The organism is Paenibacillus glycanilyticus NBRC 16618, assembly GCF_004000805.1.
GTDB lineage: Bacteria > Bacillota > Bacilli > Paenibacillales > Paenibacillaceae > Pristimantibacillus > Pristimantibacillus glycanilyticus.
In genome coordinates this window covers 1-16,927 of record NZ_BILY01000015.1, presented here as the reverse complement: position 1 = coordinate 16,927, position 16,927 = coordinate 1, and the positions used below count along the sequence as shown (strand labels likewise).

The 16,927-nt window shown below is 53.3% G+C and carries 22 protein-coding genes; 18 read left to right on the top strand and 4 right to left on the bottom strand.

Going from position 1 to position 16,927, the window contains the following annotated elements; all coding sequences use genetic code 11:
* Window positions 1-55: 55 nt before the first annotated feature.
* The 6 genes from PGL01S_RS13890 to PGL01S_RS13865 all read left to right on the top strand — a co-directional run bounded on the left by PGL01S_RS13890 (window position 56) and on the right by PGL01S_RS13865 (window position 4,688).
* Window positions 56-1,090 (top strand): ABC transporter substrate-binding protein, encoded by a 1,035-nt coding sequence (locus PGL01S_RS13890; RefSeq protein ID WP_127495211.1) that lies wholly within the window; start codon window positions 56-58, stop codon window positions 1,088-1,090.
* Window positions 1,091-1,124: 34 nt separating this feature from the next.
* Window positions 1,125-1,427 carry a thiamine-binding protein gene (locus PGL01S_RS13885; RefSeq protein ID WP_127495306.1) on the top strand — a complete coding sequence of 101 codons (303 nt, stop codon included), beginning with the start codon at window positions 1,125-1,127 and terminating at the stop codon, window positions 1,425-1,427.
* The gene (locus tag PGL01S_RS13880; RefSeq protein WP_127495210.1) at window positions 1,417-2,193 is read left to right on the top strand and encodes an ABC transporter permease; all 777 of its coding nucleotides are present in this window, start codon (window positions 1,417-1,419) and stop codon (window positions 2,191-2,193) included. The genes PGL01S_RS13885 and PGL01S_RS13880 overlap by 11 nt, the downstream gene beginning before the upstream one ends.
* Window positions 2,190-2,939: an ABC transporter ATP-binding protein gene (locus PGL01S_RS13875; RefSeq protein WP_127495209.1), complete on the top strand. Its 750-nt coding sequence runs from the start codon at window positions 2,190-2,192 to the stop codon at window positions 2,937-2,939. Before PGL01S_RS13880 ends, PGL01S_RS13875 begins: the two co-directional genes overlap by 4 nt.
* Before the next feature lie 20 nt (window positions 2,940-2,959).
* A complete protein-coding gene (locus PGL01S_RS13870) occupies window positions 2,960-3,760 on the top strand; it encodes a TatD family hydrolase (protein ID WP_127495208.1) in 801 nt (266 codons plus the stop codon).
* A 142-nt stretch (window positions 3,761-3,902) separates the two neighbouring features.
* The gene (locus tag PGL01S_RS13865) at window positions 3,903-4,688 is read left to right on the top strand and encodes a glucosaminidase domain-containing protein (RefSeq protein WP_127495207.1); all 786 of its coding nucleotides are present in this window, start codon (window positions 3,903-3,905) and stop codon (window positions 4,686-4,688) included.
* Window positions 4,689-4,710: 22 nt separating this feature from the next.
* On the opposite strand, the gene PGL01S_RS13860 is transcribed toward PGL01S_RS13865, so the two are convergent.
* Complete coding sequence (locus tag PGL01S_RS13860; protein WP_127495206.1) at window positions 4,711-5,049, bottom strand: L,D-transpeptidase; 339 nt, start codon at window positions 5,047-5,049, stop codon at window positions 4,711-4,713.
* A 111-nt stretch (window positions 5,050-5,160) separates the two neighbouring features.
* A complete protein-coding gene (locus PGL01S_RS13855) occupies window positions 5,161-5,691 on the bottom strand; it encodes a CcdC protein domain-containing protein (protein ID WP_127495205.1) in 531 nt (176 codons plus the stop codon).
* A gap of 357 nt (window positions 5,692-6,048) precedes the next feature.
* On the opposite strand from PGL01S_RS13855, the gene rsmD reads away from it, so the two are divergent.
* Both rsmD and coaD read left to right on the top strand, forming a co-directional pair.
* Window positions 6,049-6,639 (top strand): 16S rRNA (guanine(966)-N(2))-methyltransferase RsmD, encoded by a 591-nt coding sequence (gene rsmD, locus PGL01S_RS13845; protein ID WP_127495203.1) that lies wholly within the window; start codon window positions 6,049-6,051, stop codon window positions 6,637-6,639.
* Window positions 6,626-7,138, top strand: coding sequence for a pantetheine-phosphate adenylyltransferase (gene coaD, locus PGL01S_RS13840; RefSeq protein WP_127495202.1), 513 nt, complete (start codon window positions 6,626-6,628; stop codon window positions 7,136-7,138). The genes rsmD and coaD overlap by 14 nt, the downstream gene beginning before the upstream one ends.
* Here the strand turns inward: coaD and PGL01S_RS13835 are convergent, their stop codons facing one another.
* The gene (locus tag PGL01S_RS13835; RefSeq protein WP_127495201.1) at window positions 7,139-8,371 is read right to left on the bottom strand and encodes a nucleoside recognition domain-containing protein; all 1,233 of its coding nucleotides are present in this window, start codon (window positions 8,369-8,371) and stop codon (window positions 7,139-7,141) included. It lies immediately after the preceding gene.
* Window positions 8,372-8,501: 130 nt separating this feature from the next.
* Between PGL01S_RS13835 and PGL01S_RS13830 the strand changes: the two genes are divergently transcribed.
* The gene (locus PGL01S_RS13830; RefSeq protein ID WP_127495200.1) at window positions 8,502-9,302 is read left to right on the top strand and encodes a S16 family serine protease; all 801 of its coding nucleotides are present in this window, start codon (window positions 8,502-8,504) and stop codon (window positions 9,300-9,302) included.
* On the opposite strand, the gene PGL01S_RS13825 is transcribed toward PGL01S_RS13830, so the two are convergent.
* Window positions 9,292-10,539 (bottom strand): nucleotidyltransferase, encoded by a 1,248-nt coding sequence (locus tag PGL01S_RS13825; RefSeq protein ID WP_127495199.1) that lies wholly within the window; start codon window positions 10,537-10,539, stop codon window positions 9,292-9,294. The genes PGL01S_RS13830 and PGL01S_RS13825 overlap by 11 nt on opposite strands.
* Window positions 10,540-10,700: 161 nt before the next feature.
* On the opposite strand from PGL01S_RS13825, the gene PGL01S_RS13820 reads away from it, so the two are divergent.
* The 9 genes from PGL01S_RS13820 to PGL01S_RS13780 form a co-directional block, all read left to right on the top strand.
* A complete protein-coding gene (locus PGL01S_RS13820) occupies window positions 10,701-11,225 on the top strand; it encodes a YceD family protein (RefSeq protein WP_127495198.1) in 525 nt (174 codons plus the stop codon).
* 37 nt (window positions 11,226-11,262) lie between these two features.
* Window positions 11,263-11,436 (top strand): 50S ribosomal protein L32, encoded by a 174-nt coding sequence (gene rpmF, locus PGL01S_RS13815; RefSeq protein WP_015845071.1) that lies wholly within the window; start codon window positions 11,263-11,265, stop codon window positions 11,434-11,436.
* 178 nt (window positions 11,437-11,614) lie between these two features.
* Window positions 11,615-12,187: a transcription factor FapR gene (gene fapR, locus PGL01S_RS13810; RefSeq protein ID WP_015845070.1), complete on the top strand. Its 573-nt coding sequence runs from the start codon at window positions 11,615-11,617 to the stop codon at window positions 12,185-12,187.
* A gap of 58 nt (window positions 12,188-12,245) precedes the next feature.
* A complete protein-coding gene (gene plsX, locus PGL01S_RS13805) occupies window positions 12,246-13,238 on the top strand; it encodes a phosphate acyltransferase PlsX (protein WP_127495197.1) in 993 nt (330 codons plus the stop codon).
* Window positions 13,238-14,224: a beta-ketoacyl-ACP synthase III gene (locus PGL01S_RS13800; protein WP_127495305.1), complete on the top strand. Its 987-nt coding sequence runs from the start codon at window positions 13,238-13,240 to the stop codon at window positions 14,222-14,224. The genes plsX and PGL01S_RS13800 overlap by 1 nt, the downstream gene beginning before the upstream one ends.
* A 14-nt stretch (window positions 14,225-14,238) precedes the next feature.
* Window positions 14,239-15,162 (top strand): ACP S-malonyltransferase, encoded by a 924-nt coding sequence (gene fabD, locus PGL01S_RS13795; protein WP_127495196.1) that lies wholly within the window; start codon window positions 14,239-14,241, stop codon window positions 15,160-15,162.
* Between the two features lie 35 nt (window positions 15,163-15,197).
* Window positions 15,198-15,947: a 3-oxoacyl-[acyl-carrier-protein] reductase gene (gene fabG / locus PGL01S_RS13790; RefSeq protein WP_127495195.1), complete on the top strand. Its 750-nt coding sequence runs from the start codon at window positions 15,198-15,200 to the stop codon at window positions 15,945-15,947.
* A gap of 94 nt (window positions 15,948-16,041) precedes the next feature.
* The gene (gene acpP / locus PGL01S_RS13785; protein WP_091181516.1) at window positions 16,042-16,275 is read left to right on the top strand and encodes an acyl carrier protein; all 234 of its coding nucleotides are present in this window, start codon (window positions 16,042-16,044) and stop codon (window positions 16,273-16,275) included.
* Window positions 16,276-16,423: 148 nt separating this feature from the next.
* On the top strand, window positions 16,424-16,927 hold a 504-nt coding region (locus PGL01S_RS13780; protein ID WP_280525710.1), incomplete at its 3' end, for a beta-ketoacyl synthase N-terminal-like domain-containing protein.

Below are 16,927 nucleotides of genomic sequence, written 5' to 3'. Positions count from 1 at the left end.
GTCCGGCCATAATAGCAAACGTCATAGTCAAGTAGAGAGAGGGAGAGACAGAAAGATGAGATCAGGTGCAAAGAGAAGGTTCGCGATTGTTGCAGCTATGCTGGCGGTAGTTGTGCTGCTGGCCGCATGCGGCTCGAACAACAACAAGAATACGGGGAACGAGTCAGCCGGTAACGGAGCGGACAAGCCGTTGACCAAAGTAAAGGTCGTACTGGATTGGACGCCTAACACGAATCATACCGGATTGTACGTGGCACGAGATAAAGGTTATTTCAAGGAGCAAGGCCTTGACGTCGAGATTATTCAGCCCGGCCAGGACGGCGCGGATAAAATGGTAGCTTCCGGCGGAGCGGAGTTTGGCGTCGGCTACCAAGAGTCGCTCACCATGGCGCGAATCGCCGGTGTGCCGCTTGTATCCGTTGCTGCCGTGATTCAGCATAATACTTCGGGCTTCGCTTCGCCGGCATCCAAAGGAATCGACTCTCCGAAAAAGTTTGAAGGCAAAACCTACGGAGGTTGGGGAGCGCCGGTAGAAGAAGCGGTAATCGGCTCTCTGATGCAGGAAGAGAACGCGGACGTAACCAAAGTGAAGATGCTTAGCATCGGCGATACGGATTTCTTCACGGCGGTGAAGCGCGACATTGATTTTGCCTGGATCTACTATGCCTGGACGGGCGTGGAAGCCGAGCTGCGCGGCGAGAAGCTGAATATGGTTTACTTGACCGATTACAGCGACAAGCTGGATTACTACACGCCGCTTCTTGAAACTAGCGAGAAAATGATCGCCGAGAAACCGGAGATTGTTAAAGCGTTTGTCGCAGGCGCCGCTAAGGGATACCAATTCGCGATTGACCATCCGGAGGATGCGGCGGAAGTGCTGATTAAGGCAGAGCCGGATCTGAATGCGGACCTTGTTCGCGCAAGCCAGAAGTGGCTTAGCCCGAAATATACGGATGACGCTTCGCAGTGGGGCGTGCAGAAGAAGGAAGTATGGGTGAACTATTCCCAGTGGATGTTCGATCACAAGCTGCTGGAGAAGGAGCTGGAGGCGGATAAAGCGTTCACGAACGACTTCCTCCCGAAAGCTTAGGATAAAACAATAGGATTATGAGGAGCTGACGATGATGGCCAATGCGCTTGTAAGTATTCAAATTCTGCCAACAACGCCAAACGGGGAAAGCGTTATTCCGTTTGTAGACCGCGCAATCGAGATTATTAAGGCATCGGGTGTCCCTTACCGGGTAGCGCCTCTGGAGACAACGATGGAGGGCGAACTCCCGCAATTGTTCGAAATCGTGCAATCCATGAATGAAGCCATGACCGAGATGGGCTGTCCGTCCGTTATCTCGCAGGTAAAGGTCTATTTCAATCCGGCTAACGGGGCTTCCATGGGCCGGTTGTTGGAGAAATATCCGGATGGGCAATAAAGGCTGGTATCATGCGGTCTGGCCTTCTCTGCTGCTCGTCATCCTTATCCTTGCCGCTTGGCAGCTCTCGGTTGATAGCGGCGTTGTGCCCAAGTGGCAGCTGCCTTCGCCGACTACTATCGTAAAAGAAATGGTTGACGTCTGGCCGCGCCTGATGGACAATGCCTGGGCAACGGTGGAGCTGGCGCTTGTCGGATTCGGCGGGGGCGCGGCAGCCGGGATCATTCTTGCCGCAATTCTGCACCTTATTCCTTTTGTCCGGAGGGCGGTCTATCCGCTGCTTGTCGTCACGCAAAACGTGCCGGTCATCGCGATTGGCCCGATTCTTACGATTTGGCTCGGTTACGGCGTTCTGCCCAAGCTTATTCTCGTCTGGATCGTATGTTTCTTCCCGGTATCCGTGGCCATGCTGAATGGCTTTAAGGATACGGATCCGACCCTTCGCAATTACATGCGGATGATTGGAGCGGGTGACTGGCAGCTGTTTACGCGGCTCGAATTGCCCAATGCCGTTACTCACTTATTCTCGGGTCTCAAAATCGCCGCATCGTATGCCGTTCTAAGCGCCGTTGTTGCGGAATGGCTTGGAGCTGACAAGGGATTAGGCCATTATATGATTCTCTCATCCAAAGGTTATGAGCCGGCAAGGGTATTTGCTTCGGTCTTTCTAATCGTGGCGCTGAGCCTAGCTTTATTTGGACTCGTAGCTCTCGTCGAAAGGTTTGTCATCCGGTGGCGTCCGGCGAAAGGAGGGGGAAGAGCATGACAGCTCCAGCGCTTGAACTAAAAGAGATCCGCAAAAGCTTTGATGCTGGCCGGAAAAACGTCCTGAACGGCTTATCGCTCACCGTTGCCGAGAACGAATTCGTCTCCATTGTCGGACCCTCCGGAAGCGGAAAAACAACGTTGTTCCAGCTCATTGGCGGATTGGAGCAACCAACTGGCGGTGAAATCTGGATTGACGGCAAGCAAGTAACCGGCAGCCGGGGGCATATATCGTATATGCCTCAGCAGGCCTCCCTGATGCCTTGGCGTTCGGTGTCGGCTAATATCGAGCTTGCGCTTGGGATCGCAGGCACGGAGCGTAAGGAAGCGGGGCGTCAGGCGCGTGAATGGCTGGATCGCATCGGTCTCGCGGAGTACGCCGATTCCTATCCCCATGTGTTATCCGGCGGGATGCAGCAGCGCGTATCCTTCCTGCGGGCGCTGCTGTCTCCCCAGACTTTAATGCTGCTTGACGAGCCGTTTGGCGCGCTTGACGCGTTGACGAGACAGCAGATGCAGCAGTGGCTGATGTCCATCTGGGAGCAGAACAAACGGTCGGTTCTCCTTGTTACGCATAGCATCGAGGAAGCATTGCTGCTGTCGGACAGGATCCTTGTCTTGTCGTCAGCGCCGGCAGTGATATTGGAAGAGATCATCGTACCCTTCGCAAGACCCCGTTCCCCGCAATTATGGCGGGAACCGTTGTTTAACGAACTGAAACAGCAGATTCACGAGCTGCTTCAATAGGCGTAAGGAGGCTGATCATCATGGAGCGGAAAAACGCAATTGACGCGCATATTCATCTTGATTCCTATGAGGAAGCGGATCGGCAAGCTTTGCTCGAGCAGGCTTTTGAAGAGGGAATCGAAGCGGTTGTAGCAGTGTCGATGCATTTGGATTCCTGCAAGACCAACGCCGCGCTCGCCGAGTCGTTCCCGGGACGGGTGTTTCCCGCATACGGTTATCATCCCGAACAGCCGGTTCCTGCGGCATGGGAACAAGATGAGCTGTTTGCATGGATTAAGGCGAAGCATGCAGCCGGCGCAGCGTTCGCCATTGGCGAGGTTGGCTTGCCTTATTATTCCCGGACCTCTGCAGCCGAGGAAGGGAGACCTTTTGACGAGGCTCCTTATCTCGATTTGCTTGATCGATTTGCCGCGCTTGCCGCGGAACTAGGCCGTCCGATTATTTTGCATGCGGTATATGGGGATGGTGCCAAAGCTTGCGATATCATGGAGCGGCATCAGGTAAAGAAGGTCCATTTCCACTGGTTTAAGGGAGACGAAGCGACAATTAAGCGAATGATCTCGCTCGGCTATATGATTTCGGTGACGCCGGACGTGGCCTACGAGCAGGAGATCAGGACGCTGGTACAGCAGTATCCCTTGGAGCGAATCATGGTGGAGACGGACGGACCGTGGCCTTTTGAAGGGCCTTACGAGGGCCGTAGGACCGTGCCGCAAATGGTTCATGACATTTGCGCGCATATCGCCGCGATCAAGCAGCTTCCGGAGCAGGAAGTGCGGGAACGGCTGCTTTCGAATACGCGTGAATTTTATAGTTTGTAAGCAGAGCAACTCCGTTATGCCGAATATGGGCATAACGGAGTTTTTTTGCTGCCTCGGCGGCAGTCACCGTTACGAATCGGATCAAAGCTCCATACACTGAGAGGAGCTTGTATAAGTTTTTGACTGGAAAGGAGGAGGATAAATGGCGAATCTCACAAGATCGCAATTTATTGCAGCGCTTGTCCCGACTGTTCTGCAGGTCAGACGCGAAGGCTCATCGATTTTTCCATCCTTGCGGCTGGCGCAGTGTATGCTCGAGACCGGCGGGGTCATTCATCCTTGGTACAATCTCGGAGGCATTAAGGTCGGATCGGGCGCTCCCAATGCTTATTGGCATGGCGAAGCGGTGGTGAAAGGAACCTGGGAAGTGGTTGACGGAACATTGATCAGCATGAATTCGTCGTTCCGCGCTTATAACAGCGTGTATCATTTCTTGAAGGATCAGGATCTGCTGTTTGCCACTCCCCGCTATGTCCGCGTCCGTGCAGCCGTAACGCCCGAGCAACAGGCTACGATGCTGTACGTGAGCGGTTATGCGACGGATCCTGCTTATCCTAGTAAGCTGGCTACTCTCATAAACCAATATTCCTTGAAGCAGTATGATACGGCCTTTGCTTCCGCATCATCGACAACGATGTTCCGTTCCTCGCAGACGGTTCCCATTCTGGTAGACGGTTTTGTTGCCGCGGTCGGATACTTGGACGGAGGAACAACCTGGGTTGCTGCCCGGGCACTTGGGGAAACGCTTGGTGCCGCTATTGGCTGGACCGCGGGCAAGCTGACGGTTAACGGCCATCCGCTTGATTCCCGGCTCGATATTTCCACAGGTTATGTAACGGTAAGAGACTTGGCGGCATCATTAAACCGCAAAGCCGTTTGGGAGCAGGCAACCCAGACCGTCACTTTGAAAGCGGCAGATCTCCCTTAAGAGACTGCCGCTTTCCCTGCGTTCAGGGGCGAATCGTAACCCGGGTTCCAACCGGCACAAGATTGGACAAAGCCAGCACATCCTCGTTGTACATCCGGATGCAGCCATGCGATACCATTCTTCCGATCGAGGAAGGGTCGTTCGTGCCGTGAATGCCGTAATGCGGTTTGGACAATCCCATCCACAACACGCCAAAGGGTCCGCCGGGATTTTCCTGTTTATTAATAATTTTGTATTCTCCCGAAGGTGTCTGGGTAACCATCTTGCCTATGCCAACGGGATAAGAGTTCACGACAACATTTCCGTCAAGCAGATGAAGCATCCGGTCCGACAAATCGACGATTATGCGGTAAACGGCCATGCTGCAGTCTCCTCGCCATCATTTTTTTGCTCATGCCATGATATTCCTGACAAGCCGCAAGGTTACGGTTTTAGAGGACAATGAAAAAAAGCGTCCCGAAGGGGAACGCTTTTAGGATACAGCCGCTTTCTCGTCGCTCTTGCGAAGGATAAACGTATAATAGCCGAGATAATAAGCTACAAGCAGGAAGAAAGTTGCCGCGGTCAGCGGATCATTCGTATACTGCTGCATCTGCGCCGTCTCGTTGTTTAGCGCCGGATTCATGGCATTGGCGCCTCCGGTGCCGAACATTTCAATGATCCTGAAGGCGATTCTTCCGATAAACAGCAGGACAACCAAAGTCTCGATGCCGACATGCGTCCGGTAAAACAACGTATCCTCGCGCTGTTCGAAACGGCTGTGCTTGATGGCATAATAAGCAATTACCGCGCCGCAGGCGATACCGATGGCATCGGAAATATAGATCGCAGGATGCGGGAAGCCGGAGGCCAGCAGCAGAATGCCAATGATACTGAAGATACCGATGCGCATTTTCAGCCTGCTCGGCTTGAAAGGCTGAAAACCTACCGAACGCTTCAAGCGCCGGTACACGACAAACAGAATAACGAGTAAGGGAATAATATAGCTGCCGATCTGGTTCATAGGGCCGTAAACCTCCCGTCTATTAAAAGTGGTACTGTAACTATATACCAAAATGACCGGAATTAGCAGTGGGGAAATGGCCTGTTTACAAAAAAATCGGACGCTCATTTCTGAGCGTCCTTTCATGGGAGAGGAGAAACCGGACGAAGAGCTTATGGGGAAACGTAAGTCTTCTCCGCGGTTGTCTACGGCATCTTCCGACGCCGATGATTTTATCTTGTCCGGTTTGTGGGCGATTATACATATTACGCCAAAAAAAATATTGAGGCCCTCGTTCCTCCTCTCCGGGTGCCTTTATAATCCAAGGGAAAGTGTGGTACTATAGGCATCGACAGTAGAGGAAGGGAGCAATAAGCAGTGAGAGTCATTGCGGGAGCGGCAAAAGGCCGCACGCTGAAGGCGGTTCCAGGCATGAATACCCGTCCGACGACCGACAAGGTGAAGGAAGCGATATTCAGCATGATTGGACCGTTTTTCGACGGTGGACTGGCACTCGATTTATTCGCAGGCACCGGCGGGCTCGGTATTGAAGCTTGGAGCAGAGGCATCGAGCGGACGATCTTTATCGACCGGGAAAAAATAAGCATTGATATCATTAAATTAAATACCGAAGCGGCAGGAATGGGACGGCATGCGGAAATATACCGCAACGACGCGGAGCGTGCGCTGAAGCTGCTGGAGAAGCGGGGAATCGCGTTCTCTATCGTCTTCCTCGACCCGCCTTACCGCTTGACCCATATGGACGAGCTGATGGCCGATCTGGCGAAGCGGTCGCTGCTGGAGGATGGCGCGACTATTGTGGTGGAGCATGATGCCGGGCATGAGTATCCGGACGAGATGGAGCATTTTATTTTGCTGAGAAAACAAAAATATGGCGATACGGCAGTTACGATCTACCGTTATTCGCCCGGCAGCGCAGATGGAGGAACAAGCCATGCAGATGAATGAGAACGGACGAGTAGCGGTCTATCCGGGGAGCTTCGATCCTCCGACATTGGGACATCTCGATATTATCCGCCGTTCGGCCAAGCAATTCGACCACGTCATCGTGGCGGTGCTTAACAATACAAGCAAAAGTCCGATGTTTACGCTTGACGAGCGGAAAGAGATGCTTCGCGAAATAACGCGCGACATTCCGAATGTGTCGATTGACAGCTTCCGGGATTTGCTCGTACGGTTCATGAAATCGCGCAAAGCCAGCGTTATCGTCCGCGGCATCCGATCGGTGACGGACTTCGAGTACGAACTTACGCTTGCTTCGACGAATCAGTTGCTGGATGAAGAGATCGAGACGATCTTTATGATGACGAACCCGAAATATTCGTATCTCAGCTCCAGCATTGTGAAGGAAATCGCGATGTTTGGGGGACCGGTTCATGAGCTTGTTCCGGCTCCGATCGAGACTCGTCTCGTAGAGAAATATAAAGCGAGGCAGTCAAACGGCTAACTAGCGTTTCTTGAGGCCAGGTACGCGCGGCGCGGCTGCGCGCATCAACAGCAGCATAATAGCAAGAACGGCGACGGCCGTCAGCGCATACGGCCAGAGCGACGGGAGGCCTACTGCGGTGACGGCCTCGTATGCGTTGGAAGGGCGCTGCCAGTGAGCGCCGTCCTGCAGCATGGCTGCCGTAGCGCCGGTCAGCCGGCTTGGCAGCATCGCAAGGGCAGCCTGTGCCGGCTTCCACAGCAGCAAGGCTAGCCCAGCGGCATGCAGCGCATGCAGCAGTCTGACGCCAATGAGCGGCAGCAGCTTCAAATCCGTGCCGGTGATGGCATAGCCTGATTGGAGCAGCGCGCTTAACCCGCTCCAGGCCAGAATAGCCGCAACCGCGGCGGCGCTTATTGCGGTAGTAATGCCGGGGCCTTGCCATACGGCTGCCCCGTAGGCACCGATATGACTCTCGAGTAAAGCGGGCAGCACCAATTCGGCAATACCGCTTGGCAGCGCGAATTGGATGAGCGGCAACGCCAGCCGGGCTGCTACGGCCGCAAAAATCATAAAGCCGCCAACAACAAGCAGCTTTTGAACGCCGGAAGAGACCGCATCGCCAAGCACCTTGCCAAAGCTGCGGCCGTCACGGTCGCGGCTTGTCGTAATCGCGTCCGCTGCATTTTCCATCAAGCCTCTCGGTGCAACGGCCGCTTGAGGGACATTAAGGTGATGCGCCGCAGACCTCCGCCGGCTGATCAGCGAAATCCATCCGGCCGTACAGAGGGCGGAGAGCCAGACCATAAGAGCGATAAATAAGCCAAGCTCCGGCCGATGCAGGAAGCCTGCCCCAATAACGACAATCATAAAAAGCGGGTTGGGCATATGGGACAAGGCCAGCAGTCTTTGCCCTTCGCGTCTCGTTACCAGCTGATCGCGGCGAAGAGCAGCCGTCGCTTCGGCGCCTGCCTGATGTCCGGACAGCCATCCAAAGAGCAAGGGCAGCGCAGCTTCGCCGGGCAGCTTGAACAAGCCTCGCATCAGAGGACGAAGAAGAGCGCCGATTCCGTGTATAAGGCCAAATGCGGCTATCAGCTCAAACAAGACGAGGAAGGGCAGCAGACCGGGAAATACGATGTTCCACCAAATGGTCAGTCCCTGAAGGGATGCTTGGAACGCTTCATCCGGCTGACGTATGATGGCGGCAACCATCAGAATCGAGATTGCCGCGTACAGAATCGTTCGTGCCATATCTATCAACTCCATTGGAATTAGGATCATCGATTACGCAAGAGGCTTGGACGAACCGGGGTCTGTTCCATTGTACGCGCGTCTAGGGCGGGATAGACCAGACCCTTGAGGAAGGGAGGGAGTTAGTTCTATGGGCAAGTTTAGGCTGAGCGGTAACGCGAGGCAGGCGGCAGGGATCTTTTTGATCGCGGTAATGCTGTGGATCGTAGTCTATGCTCCGACACCGCTGGTTGTCTATGAGCCTGGGCTAACGTTCGAGACGGCGCCGTTCGTTCAGCAAAGCAGTAGCGGTGCAGCAATCCAGCAGACTAATGCCGGAATGGACAAAAGCGGCGTTTTTTTGGTTACAACCGTTAAATTAACCGATGCGAAGTATTGGCAGGCGATTCAAGCTATATGGAACAAAGACTTTCAAATTCTAAGCAAGAACTCGGTCACGAATGGGCTGTCGGAGAAAGATTATTTGGCGCGGATGTCCAAAGACATGCTTAATTCGCAGAATAGCGCCGTTGAAGCTGCCTACCGCTATGCGAATATTCCTTACAAAGTATCGCCTGAAGGGCTGCAGCCTGACGATGAGAGCCGGAAAATCACGATTTCAGCCAGTGACGTTGGCGGACCGTCTGCCGGTCTGATGTTTGCGCTGCAATCACTTAATCTCCTATTGGATGAGGATTTTACCCGGGGGTTCAGAATTGCGGGAACAGGAACGATCGACAAAGACGGGAACGTTGGATCAATCGGCGGAATTGCCTTGAAAGTGGTTACGGCGGATCGAGCGGGGGCAGAGCTGTTCCTTGCTCCGAAGGATAACTATAAGGAGGCTGCGGCGAAAGCGAAGGAGCTTCGCAGCGAGATGAAGGTTATCCCCGTCACCTCGCTGGGCTCTGCTATAGCGGCAATACAGGATGAAGCTGGTCTTACCCGATAATGATCGGCCTGTCCGTAAAATCGCGGTACATCGCCGCCGCTGACTCATGTCCGGGCTGGGCCAGCATATAGACGGCCGAAGCTTGCGTATCGAGCTCCAGGTATCCGGATTCGATAGGAGCTCTGGCGGCGCTTAGCAGGACGGGGAGCTTCGCTTCCTTCTTCATGCGGCGCAGAAGCTGCTGTCCCTTGCTCGTGAATCCAAGCACGCGGATATATTGGACGCCGGCAGCAAGCTTCTCCGCAGTGAAATCTTCTTTTTTATGGCGGAGCAGAATAGAAAGCAAGGAGCGCTGCAGCTTGGTCCGGGTGTAACGCTTCGTCTTAAGCGCATCAATAAGCGGCTCAAATCCGGTATGGTTGAGCTTCGGCAGCGCTTGAAGGAGCCTATGTTCGAGACCTTCCGTCATTTCGCGGTAGCCGGCAAGCTGTTCCGGCGTGTGGGTGACAACGGCATGCAGCAGCTGCTGGACGAAGTTGGCCCAGCTTACAGGGCTTCTGCCGGAAGACCATTCCTTCTGCATCACGGCAAAAGTACCGGCAGGCACGAGCGGCTTGCTTGCTTCAAGCTCGCCGCCTTCCAGCAGCAGCTTGCGGATCGCGGTAGCGCTGGCGATGGCGCTGTCGGTAACCGTCGTTTGCCCGTATTCGGATTTCTCCCGGCGTATCGTGTAGGGCAGCATCCGCCCGCCGATCCGTTCCAGCGCGATTAAATAATGAAGACCTAGCGTATGATTCGGCTGGGCAAAAGGGAAATCCGCCGCATCCGATCGCCCGATCGAAGCAAGGTAAGAAGCAATCGCCGAGCTGTAAGCGCTAGGATAACTGCTCCCGTTCTCCATAGCTTCCCGAAGCAGACTTTGAAAGGCTGGCGGCTCGTGGGCGACAAGCTTGGCTGCCTCATGCAGCACTTCAAGCTCCCCGCTCTCCGTACCGAAGCAGAAGGCGTCGACGATCCCTGTCGCTTCCAGAGTGGAGACCGCTCCGTATGCGAACCACTCCGCTGCTTGCGTAGCGTAGGCGACGGGCAGCTCCAGCACCAGATCGCATCCGCCTCGCAGCGCCGCTTCCGTCCTGGCCCATTTATCCATGACGGCCGGTTCTCCGCGCTGCAAAAAATGTCCGCTCATGACGGCTACGACGGCGTCGGCTTTTGCTATTTTGACCGATTCGCGCAAATGATATTGATGACCGTTGTGAAATGGGTTATACTCAACAATTAGTCCTACCGTTCGCAATCTGACATCTCCTTATTTCAGATGGATATATGTCCCATCATAGCACAGGGATATCGTTATATTCACGAAATAACGCGGCAAAAGATGAAAAACAGTGTGAAAATGTTGACAAAACCGCTCGATGATAGATATAATAATTTTTGTTTGTTTGGGGTGATCACATGCAGTTTCATGTACAAGAAACGATGTCCAAAGGCATTAAGGCAAAGATTGATGAGAATCTCGATGTGTCCGCGTTATTTAAAGACAGATCGGATGTCATCAGTCACGGTCCGCTCCATGTGTCGCTTCAGGTAACGGGCAATGAAGGCTCGATTACGGTCGAAGGCGAATTGTCCATTGTTTGGGAACTCGCTTGCTCTCGTTGTCTTGACCCGGTGAAGCTTCATACGGTAATCCCTGTGTCCGACCAGTTCAAGCCGGCGTCCGAGCAGGATGAGGAAGAAAAGGAAGAGGACGAGGACAACGACGTTATTGCCGTAGCAGGGGACAGGCTGGATTTGAAGCCTTATGTGGAAGAAGTGCTTCAGCTGTTCATGCCGTTCGCTCCGTTATGCAGTAACGATTGCAAAGGACTGTGCCAAAATTGCGGACAGAACTTAAATGAACAAAAATGCGGCTGCTCAACCGAGAAAATTGACCCTCGCATGGCAGTGCTCAAGGATTTATTCAAAGACGAACAATAAAGCGTGATTCATTGATTCTGTGAAGGAGGTGGGAAACATGGCAGTACCTCAAAGAAGAACATCCAAAACTCGCCGCGACAAACGTCGTACGCATTTCAAACTGGCGGTACCAGGTATGGTAAAATGCGAGCAATGTGGAGAGCTGAAACTTGGCCACCACGTATGCAAAGTGTGCGGATATTACAAAACGAAAGAGATTATTTCCCAATAATCTCGGGGTTTCCCACAATAGCACTTCATTACGATGAGGTGCTATTTTTTTGTGTCCGTTGCTTACATACTCTTTTTTTTATATACTTATTTAGTACCAGGTTATAATATCAGCCATTATTCGAGTAAAATCAGACAAGGGTCACAATACTGTTAAGGTGGTGCCGAAGATCGAACGAATGCCTAAGCGACAGCGGCATCAGCTGCTCGCACAATTAATTGACGAAAATCCGTTTATGACGGACCGGGAGCTGACCAGGCATTTGAAGGTCAGCATTCAGACCATAAGGCTTGACCGGATGGAACTGGGTATTCCCGAGCTGCGCGAGCGGATGAAGCTGATGGCTGAGCGTTCTTACGATTCCGTTCAGTCCTTGCCGCTGCACGAAGTGATTGGTGACATTGTAGATTTGCAGCTGGACAAAAGCGGGATCTCGATATTCGAAATTCGAGAAGAGCATGTTTTCTCGCGCACGGGAATTGCCCGGGGCCATCACGTATTTGCCCAGGCGAACTCGCTGGCTGTTGCAGTTATTGAAGAGAAAATCGCTCTGACGGTCACGGCGGACATCCGCTTTATAAGGCCGGTTAAGCTGGGCGAGAAGTGCATTGCAAAAGCTTATGTACGTTCGATATCCGGCGAGCGCCACAAGTCGAAGGTGGAGCTCTTTACCTATGTCGGGGATGAAATGGTGTTCCAAGGGAACTTCGTCATTTACCGTTCGGCTGGTGAAGGAGAGAACGAGGCATAGGCTTTTATGTTAGCGCTTTGCCTTTCTAACGGGGCAGAGCGGCTGGGAGGTAAGAAACATGCGGATCGCCATAGATGCGATGGGAGGCGACCACGCCCCTGGACTTATCGTTCAGGGCGTGTTGGAAGCTGCGGCGGAGTGGCCGGATACGGAATTGGTTCTTGTCGGCGACACGGCGGCAGTTGAGCCGCTGTTCAAAGGACAGAAACCGGCCAACGTGACGTTATGCCATACGGATGAGGTGATCGGTCCGGATGAAGAGCCGGTCAAAGCGGTTCGCCGAAAAAAAGGCTCGTCCATGGTCGTTGCCGGCCAGCTGGTACGCGAGAAACGCGCCGATGCGATGATTTCCGCGGGCAACACCGGTGCATTGATGACGACCGGACTGCTTGTTGTTGGCAGACTGGAAGGGATCGAGCGTCCCGCGCTCGCCCCAATGCTTCCTACAATGGACGATGTTGGAGTGCTTGCGCTTGACCTTGGCGCCAATATGGACGCGAAGCCTGAGCATTTGCTCCAATACGCAATCATGGGCAGTATTTATCGCGCAAAGGTGCATGGTTTTGACAACCCACGCGTAGGCCTTCTGAATGTCGGTACCGAAGAGCGTAAAGGCAATGAGCTGACGAAAGCGGCTTATGATCTGCTCGAGCAGGCTCCGATTAATTTTATCGGAAACGTTGAGGCGCGTGACTTGCTTAATCGCAGCTGTGACATTCTCATTTGCGACGGTTTCGCGGGGAATATTATGCTTAAAGCGATGGAGGGGACAGCGGGATCGCTGATGACATTCCTCAAAGATGCTTTTGGCGAGACGCTTATGACGAAGCTTGCCGCAGCGGTTATGATGCCGAAACTTCGCGCATTGCGTAAAAAGATGGATTACAAGGAGCATGGGAGCGCTCCGCTGCTTGGCTTGAACGGACTGGTGATGAAATGTCACGGCTCCTCGGATGCTAAGGCTGTGAAAAATGCGATCCGGCAGGCCCGGACGGCTATCAAAGCCCAGCTTACGGAGTCTATAGCGGCGGAAATAGGCGGGAGGTCATGATGAAATTACATCCTGTTGGCATTATTGGTACGGGCAAATACGTTCCCGACCGGATTTTATCCAATCAAGAACTTGAGCAAATGGTGGAAACCAACGATGAATGGATCGTAACGCGCACGGGGATCCGCGAACGCCGTCTGGCGGCAGCGGAGCAGGCGACTTCCGATCTGGCTTATCAGGCTTCGCTGAAAGCAATAGACGCGGCGGGCATTGCCATTGAAGACATTGACTTGATTATCGTTTCGACAATCACGCCGGATACGTTCTTCCCTTCGACGGCATGCCTGCTGCAAGAAAAGCTAGGAGCGAAAAAAGCGGCTGCATTTGATTTGTCGGCAGCCTGTTCCGGTTTTATATACGGTCTGGCAACCGCTTCGAATATGATCGCTACCGGCATGTACAAGCATGTCCTTGTTGTTGGGGCCGAGACCTTATCCCGCATTACGGATTATACGGACCGCAACACGTGCATCTTGTTTGGAGACGGCGCAGGTGCCGTGGTGCTCGGACAGGTAGAGGAAGGCCGCGGATTCAAGTCGTTCGAGCTTGGCGCTGACGGCGGCGGTGGAGATCTCTTGAAAGTAAGCGGCGGCGGTTCGCGCATGCCTTCAACGGCGGAAAGCGTTGCGTCGAAGCAGCATTACATTCATATGGCCGGCAATGAAGTGTTTAAATTCGCGGTGCGCATTATGGGCAATGCGGCGGAGGAAGCTCTTCGCAAAGCCGGGATGAGCAAAGAGGATATCAATCTTCTTGTTCCTCACCAAGCCAATGTCCGTATCATTCAATCGGCTCTTAACCGACTCGACCTGTCGGAAGAAAAGTGTATGGTTAACTTGGACAAATACGGCAACATGTCCGCGGCATCGATTCCGGTCGCGCTGGCAGAAGCCGTAGAGCAGGGAAGAGTTAACGATGGGGACTGCCTCGTATTTGTTGGCTTCGGAGGAGGCCTCACCTGGGGCGCTTCCGTATTGATCTGGTAATGGAGGGAATTCGTTTGAGCAAAACTGCATTTGTTTTTCCCGGCCAAGGCGCGCAAGCCGTTGGTATGGGCAAAGACGCGTACGAAGCGTTTGAAAGCTCCCGCGCTGTCTTCGAGCAAGCGGACGAAGCATTGGGCTTCAAGCTGAGCGATATTATTTTCAACGGTCCGGACGATCTGCTGAAGCAGACGGTTAATACGCAACCGGCGCTTCTGACGGTAAGTGTTGCCTTGCTGAAGGCGCTTGAAGGCCGAGGACTCAAAGCCGATTACGTGGCTGGCCATAGCCTTGGCGAGTACAGCGCGCTGGTTGCGGCAGACGTGCTCAGCTTTGAGGATGCGGTCCGCACGGTTCGCGCGCGCGGCGAGTTCATGGAGCAGGCTGTTCCTAGCGGACAAGGCGCAATGGCCGCCGTGCTTGGAGCGGAACGCAGCGTTCTGTCCGAATTATGTTCGAAGATCACGGAAGAAGGAAATACGGTTGAACTGGCGAATGTTAACTGTCCGGGCCAAATCGTTGTTTCCGGCTCGGCAGCAGGTGTTCAAGCCGTTGTTGAGCGAGGCAAAGAAGAAGCCGGCGCGAAGCGTGTCATTCCGCTGGAAGTAAGCGGGCCGTTCCATTCCTCGCTGATGAAGCCAGCGGCTGAGAAGCTGTCCGGCGTATTGTCGGAAGTGCCGATGAACGATGCAGCTATTCCGGTAGTAGCGAATGTAACGGCTGCTCCGGTAACGGAAGCGGCTTCGATCCGCAATCTTCTGGTCGAGCAGGTTTACTCTCCGGTTCTTTGGGAAGACAGCATCCGTTATTTGGCTGAACAAGGCGTGGATACTTTCGTTGAGATCGGTTCGGGCACTGTCCTTGCAGGCCTGATCAAGAAAGTCGACAAAAATCTGCGCGTTATCTCTGTAAACAGCATTGCTGCATTGGAAACACTGTAGTATCGTGCTCGTGCAAAACTTGGAGGAGGTATACCATGTTTGCTAGTCTTGAAGGCAAAAAAGCGCTTGTAACGGGCGCATCCCGCGGTATCGGCCGTGCTATCGCCGTTGCGCTTGCCGAAGCCGGCGCCGATGTTGCGATCAACTACTCGGGCAGCGAGGCGGCTGCGGCGGAGACGGCCAAGGCGGTTGAAGCGTTTGGCCGACGCGCTATCATTCTGAAAGCGAACGTTGGCAAAACCGACGAATTCGAAGCCATGGTCAAAGAAGTTGTGGATCAATTCGGTTCAATCGATATTTTGGTGAATAACGCAGGCATTACAAGAGATAATTTAATTATGCGTATGAAAGAAGAGGAATTTGACCAAGTTATTGAGACGAACTTGAAGGGTGTCTTTAACGGGATCAAAGCGGTCACGCGGCCAATGATGAAGCAGCGTGCCGGACGCATTATTAATATCTCTTCGGTAGTGGGCGTGCTCGGAAATCCCGGTCAGGCGAACTATGTCGCGGCGAAAGCAGGCGTAATCGGCCTCACGAAGTCGAGCGCGCGCGAGCTTGCTTCCCGCGGCATTACCGTAAATTGCATTGCACCGGGCTTTATTCAAACGGATATGACGGACAAGTTGTCCTCCGAGATGAAGGAATCGCTTTCTTCGCAAATCCCTCTTGCGCGCCTTGGCGCAGCCGAGGATATTGCGGCAGCGGTACGCTTTCTCGCATCCGATGCTGCTTCCTATATGACAGGCCAAACCGTCCATATTGACGGCGGCATGTACATGTAAGATAGCATCACGCCGCAATGACCGGAAATGCAACGGTTACGTATGGCGTTTTGTCTTAAATTCTCGTATAATACCCTAGGAGGAGGTGAATCGGATGTCCGAAGTAGTAGAACGTGTAAAACGTATCGTCGTCGACAGACTTGGCGTAGACGAAGCGGAAGTCACGCTGGAAGCTTCCTTCAAAGATGACCTCGGCGCTGACTCTCTTGATGTCGTTGAGTTGGTCATGGAACTGGAAGACGAGTTTGATATGGAGATCTCTGATGAAGATGCAGAGACCATCACCACGGTGGGAGAAGTAGTCAATTACATACAATCTCATACGTAAGGAAACAAGGGTCCCGTTGTAATAGACGGGACTTCTCTCCATCTGAGGCACGGAATCATCATGACATTATGAATGAGCTTGTACGCTTTTATTATAGAAGATGTGACGTACGCATCTGAATGCAGTCCACTTTGAGGTGAATCTTACAATGAAACAAAGAGTTGTCGTTACCGGCATGGGGGTTATTACCTCGCTCGGAGCAGACCTGGAACAGTTTTGGGGTAATTTGATGGAAGGGAAATCGGGCGTATCGCGCATCGAAGCGTTTGACGTATCCGAATATCCGACACAAATCGCCGCTGAAGTTAAGAACTTCAATCCGGAAGATTACAATCTTGATAAAAAAGAAGCGCGCCGCATGGACCGTTTCGTCCAATTCGCGTCCGTTGCCAGCTTGAACGCGGTTAAAGATGCAGGACTCGAGATCGGCTCCAATGTCGATCCCGAGCGCGTAGGCGTTATCGTCGGATCCGGTATCGGCGGACTCGGAACTTGGGAAGACCAGCATAACATCCTGCTCGAGAAAGGTCCTAAGCGCGTAAGCCCGTTCTTCATTCCGATGATGATCGCGAACATGGCTTCCGGACAAGTCTCGATGCTGACCGGCGCGAAAGGCCCGAACAGCACGGCTGTTACGGCTTGCGCGACGGGT

What these genes read in the sequence shown, in the direction of transcription:
- PGL01S_RS13890 (WP_127495211.1), top strand. Translation starts at nt 56, where the DNA reads ATGAGATCAGGTGCAAAGAGAAGGTTCGCGATTGTTGCAGCTATGCTG.
- PGL01S_RS13885 (WP_127495306.1), top strand. Translation starts at nt 1,125, where the DNA reads ATGGCCAATGCGCTTGTAAGTATTCAAATTCTGCCAACAACGCCAAAC.
- PGL01S_RS13880 (WP_127495210.1), top strand. Translation starts at nt 1,417, where the DNA reads ATGGGCAATAAAGGCTGGTATCATGCGGTCTGGCCTTCTCTGCTGCTC.
- PGL01S_RS13875 (WP_127495209.1), top strand. Translation starts at nt 2,190, where the DNA reads ATGACAGCTCCAGCGCTTGAACTAAAAGAGATCCGCAAAAGCTTTGAT.
- PGL01S_RS13870 (WP_127495208.1), top strand. Translation starts at nt 2,960, where the DNA reads ATGGAGCGGAAAAACGCAATTGACGCGCATATTCATCTTGATTCCTAT.
- PGL01S_RS13865 (WP_127495207.1), top strand. Translation starts at nt 3,903, where the DNA reads ATGGCGAATCTCACAAGATCGCAATTTATTGCAGCGCTTGTCCCGACT.
- PGL01S_RS13860 (WP_127495206.1), bottom strand. Translation starts at nt 5,049, where the DNA reads ATGGCCGTTTACCGCATAATCGTCGATTTGTCGGACCGGATGCTTCAT.
- PGL01S_RS13855 (WP_127495205.1), bottom strand. Translation starts at nt 5,691, where the DNA reads ATGAACCAGATCGGCAGCTATATTATTCCCTTACTCGTTATTCTGTTT.
- coaD (WP_127495202.1), top strand. Translation starts at nt 6,626, where the DNA reads ATGCAGATGAATGAGAACGGACGAGTAGCGGTCTATCCGGGGAGCTTC.
- PGL01S_RS13835 (WP_127495201.1), bottom strand. Translation starts at nt 8,371, where the DNA reads ATGGCACGAACGATTCTGTACGCGGCAATCTCGATTCTGATGGTTGCC.
- PGL01S_RS13830 (WP_127495200.1), top strand. Translation starts at nt 8,502, where the DNA reads ATGGGCAAGTTTAGGCTGAGCGGTAACGCGAGGCAGGCGGCAGGGATC.
- PGL01S_RS13820 (WP_127495198.1), top strand. Translation starts at nt 10,701, where the DNA reads ATGCAGTTTCATGTACAAGAAACGATGTCCAAAGGCATTAAGGCAAAG.
- rpmF (WP_015845071.1), top strand. Translation starts at nt 11,263, where the DNA reads ATGGCAGTACCTCAAAGAAGAACATCCAAAACTCGCCGCGACAAACGT.
- fapR (WP_015845070.1), top strand. Translation starts at nt 11,615, where the DNA reads ATGCCTAAGCGACAGCGGCATCAGCTGCTCGCACAATTAATTGACGAA.
- plsX (WP_127495197.1), top strand. Translation starts at nt 12,246, where the DNA reads ATGCGGATCGCCATAGATGCGATGGGAGGCGACCACGCCCCTGGACTT.
- PGL01S_RS13800 (WP_127495305.1), top strand. Translation starts at nt 13,238, where the DNA reads ATGAAATTACATCCTGTTGGCATTATTGGTACGGGCAAATACGTTCCC.
- fabG (WP_127495195.1), top strand. Translation starts at nt 15,198, where the DNA reads ATGTTTGCTAGTCTTGAAGGCAAAAAAGCGCTTGTAACGGGCGCATCC.
- acpP (WP_091181516.1), top strand. Translation starts at nt 16,042, where the DNA reads ATGTCCGAAGTAGTAGAACGTGTAAAACGTATCGTCGTCGACAGACTT.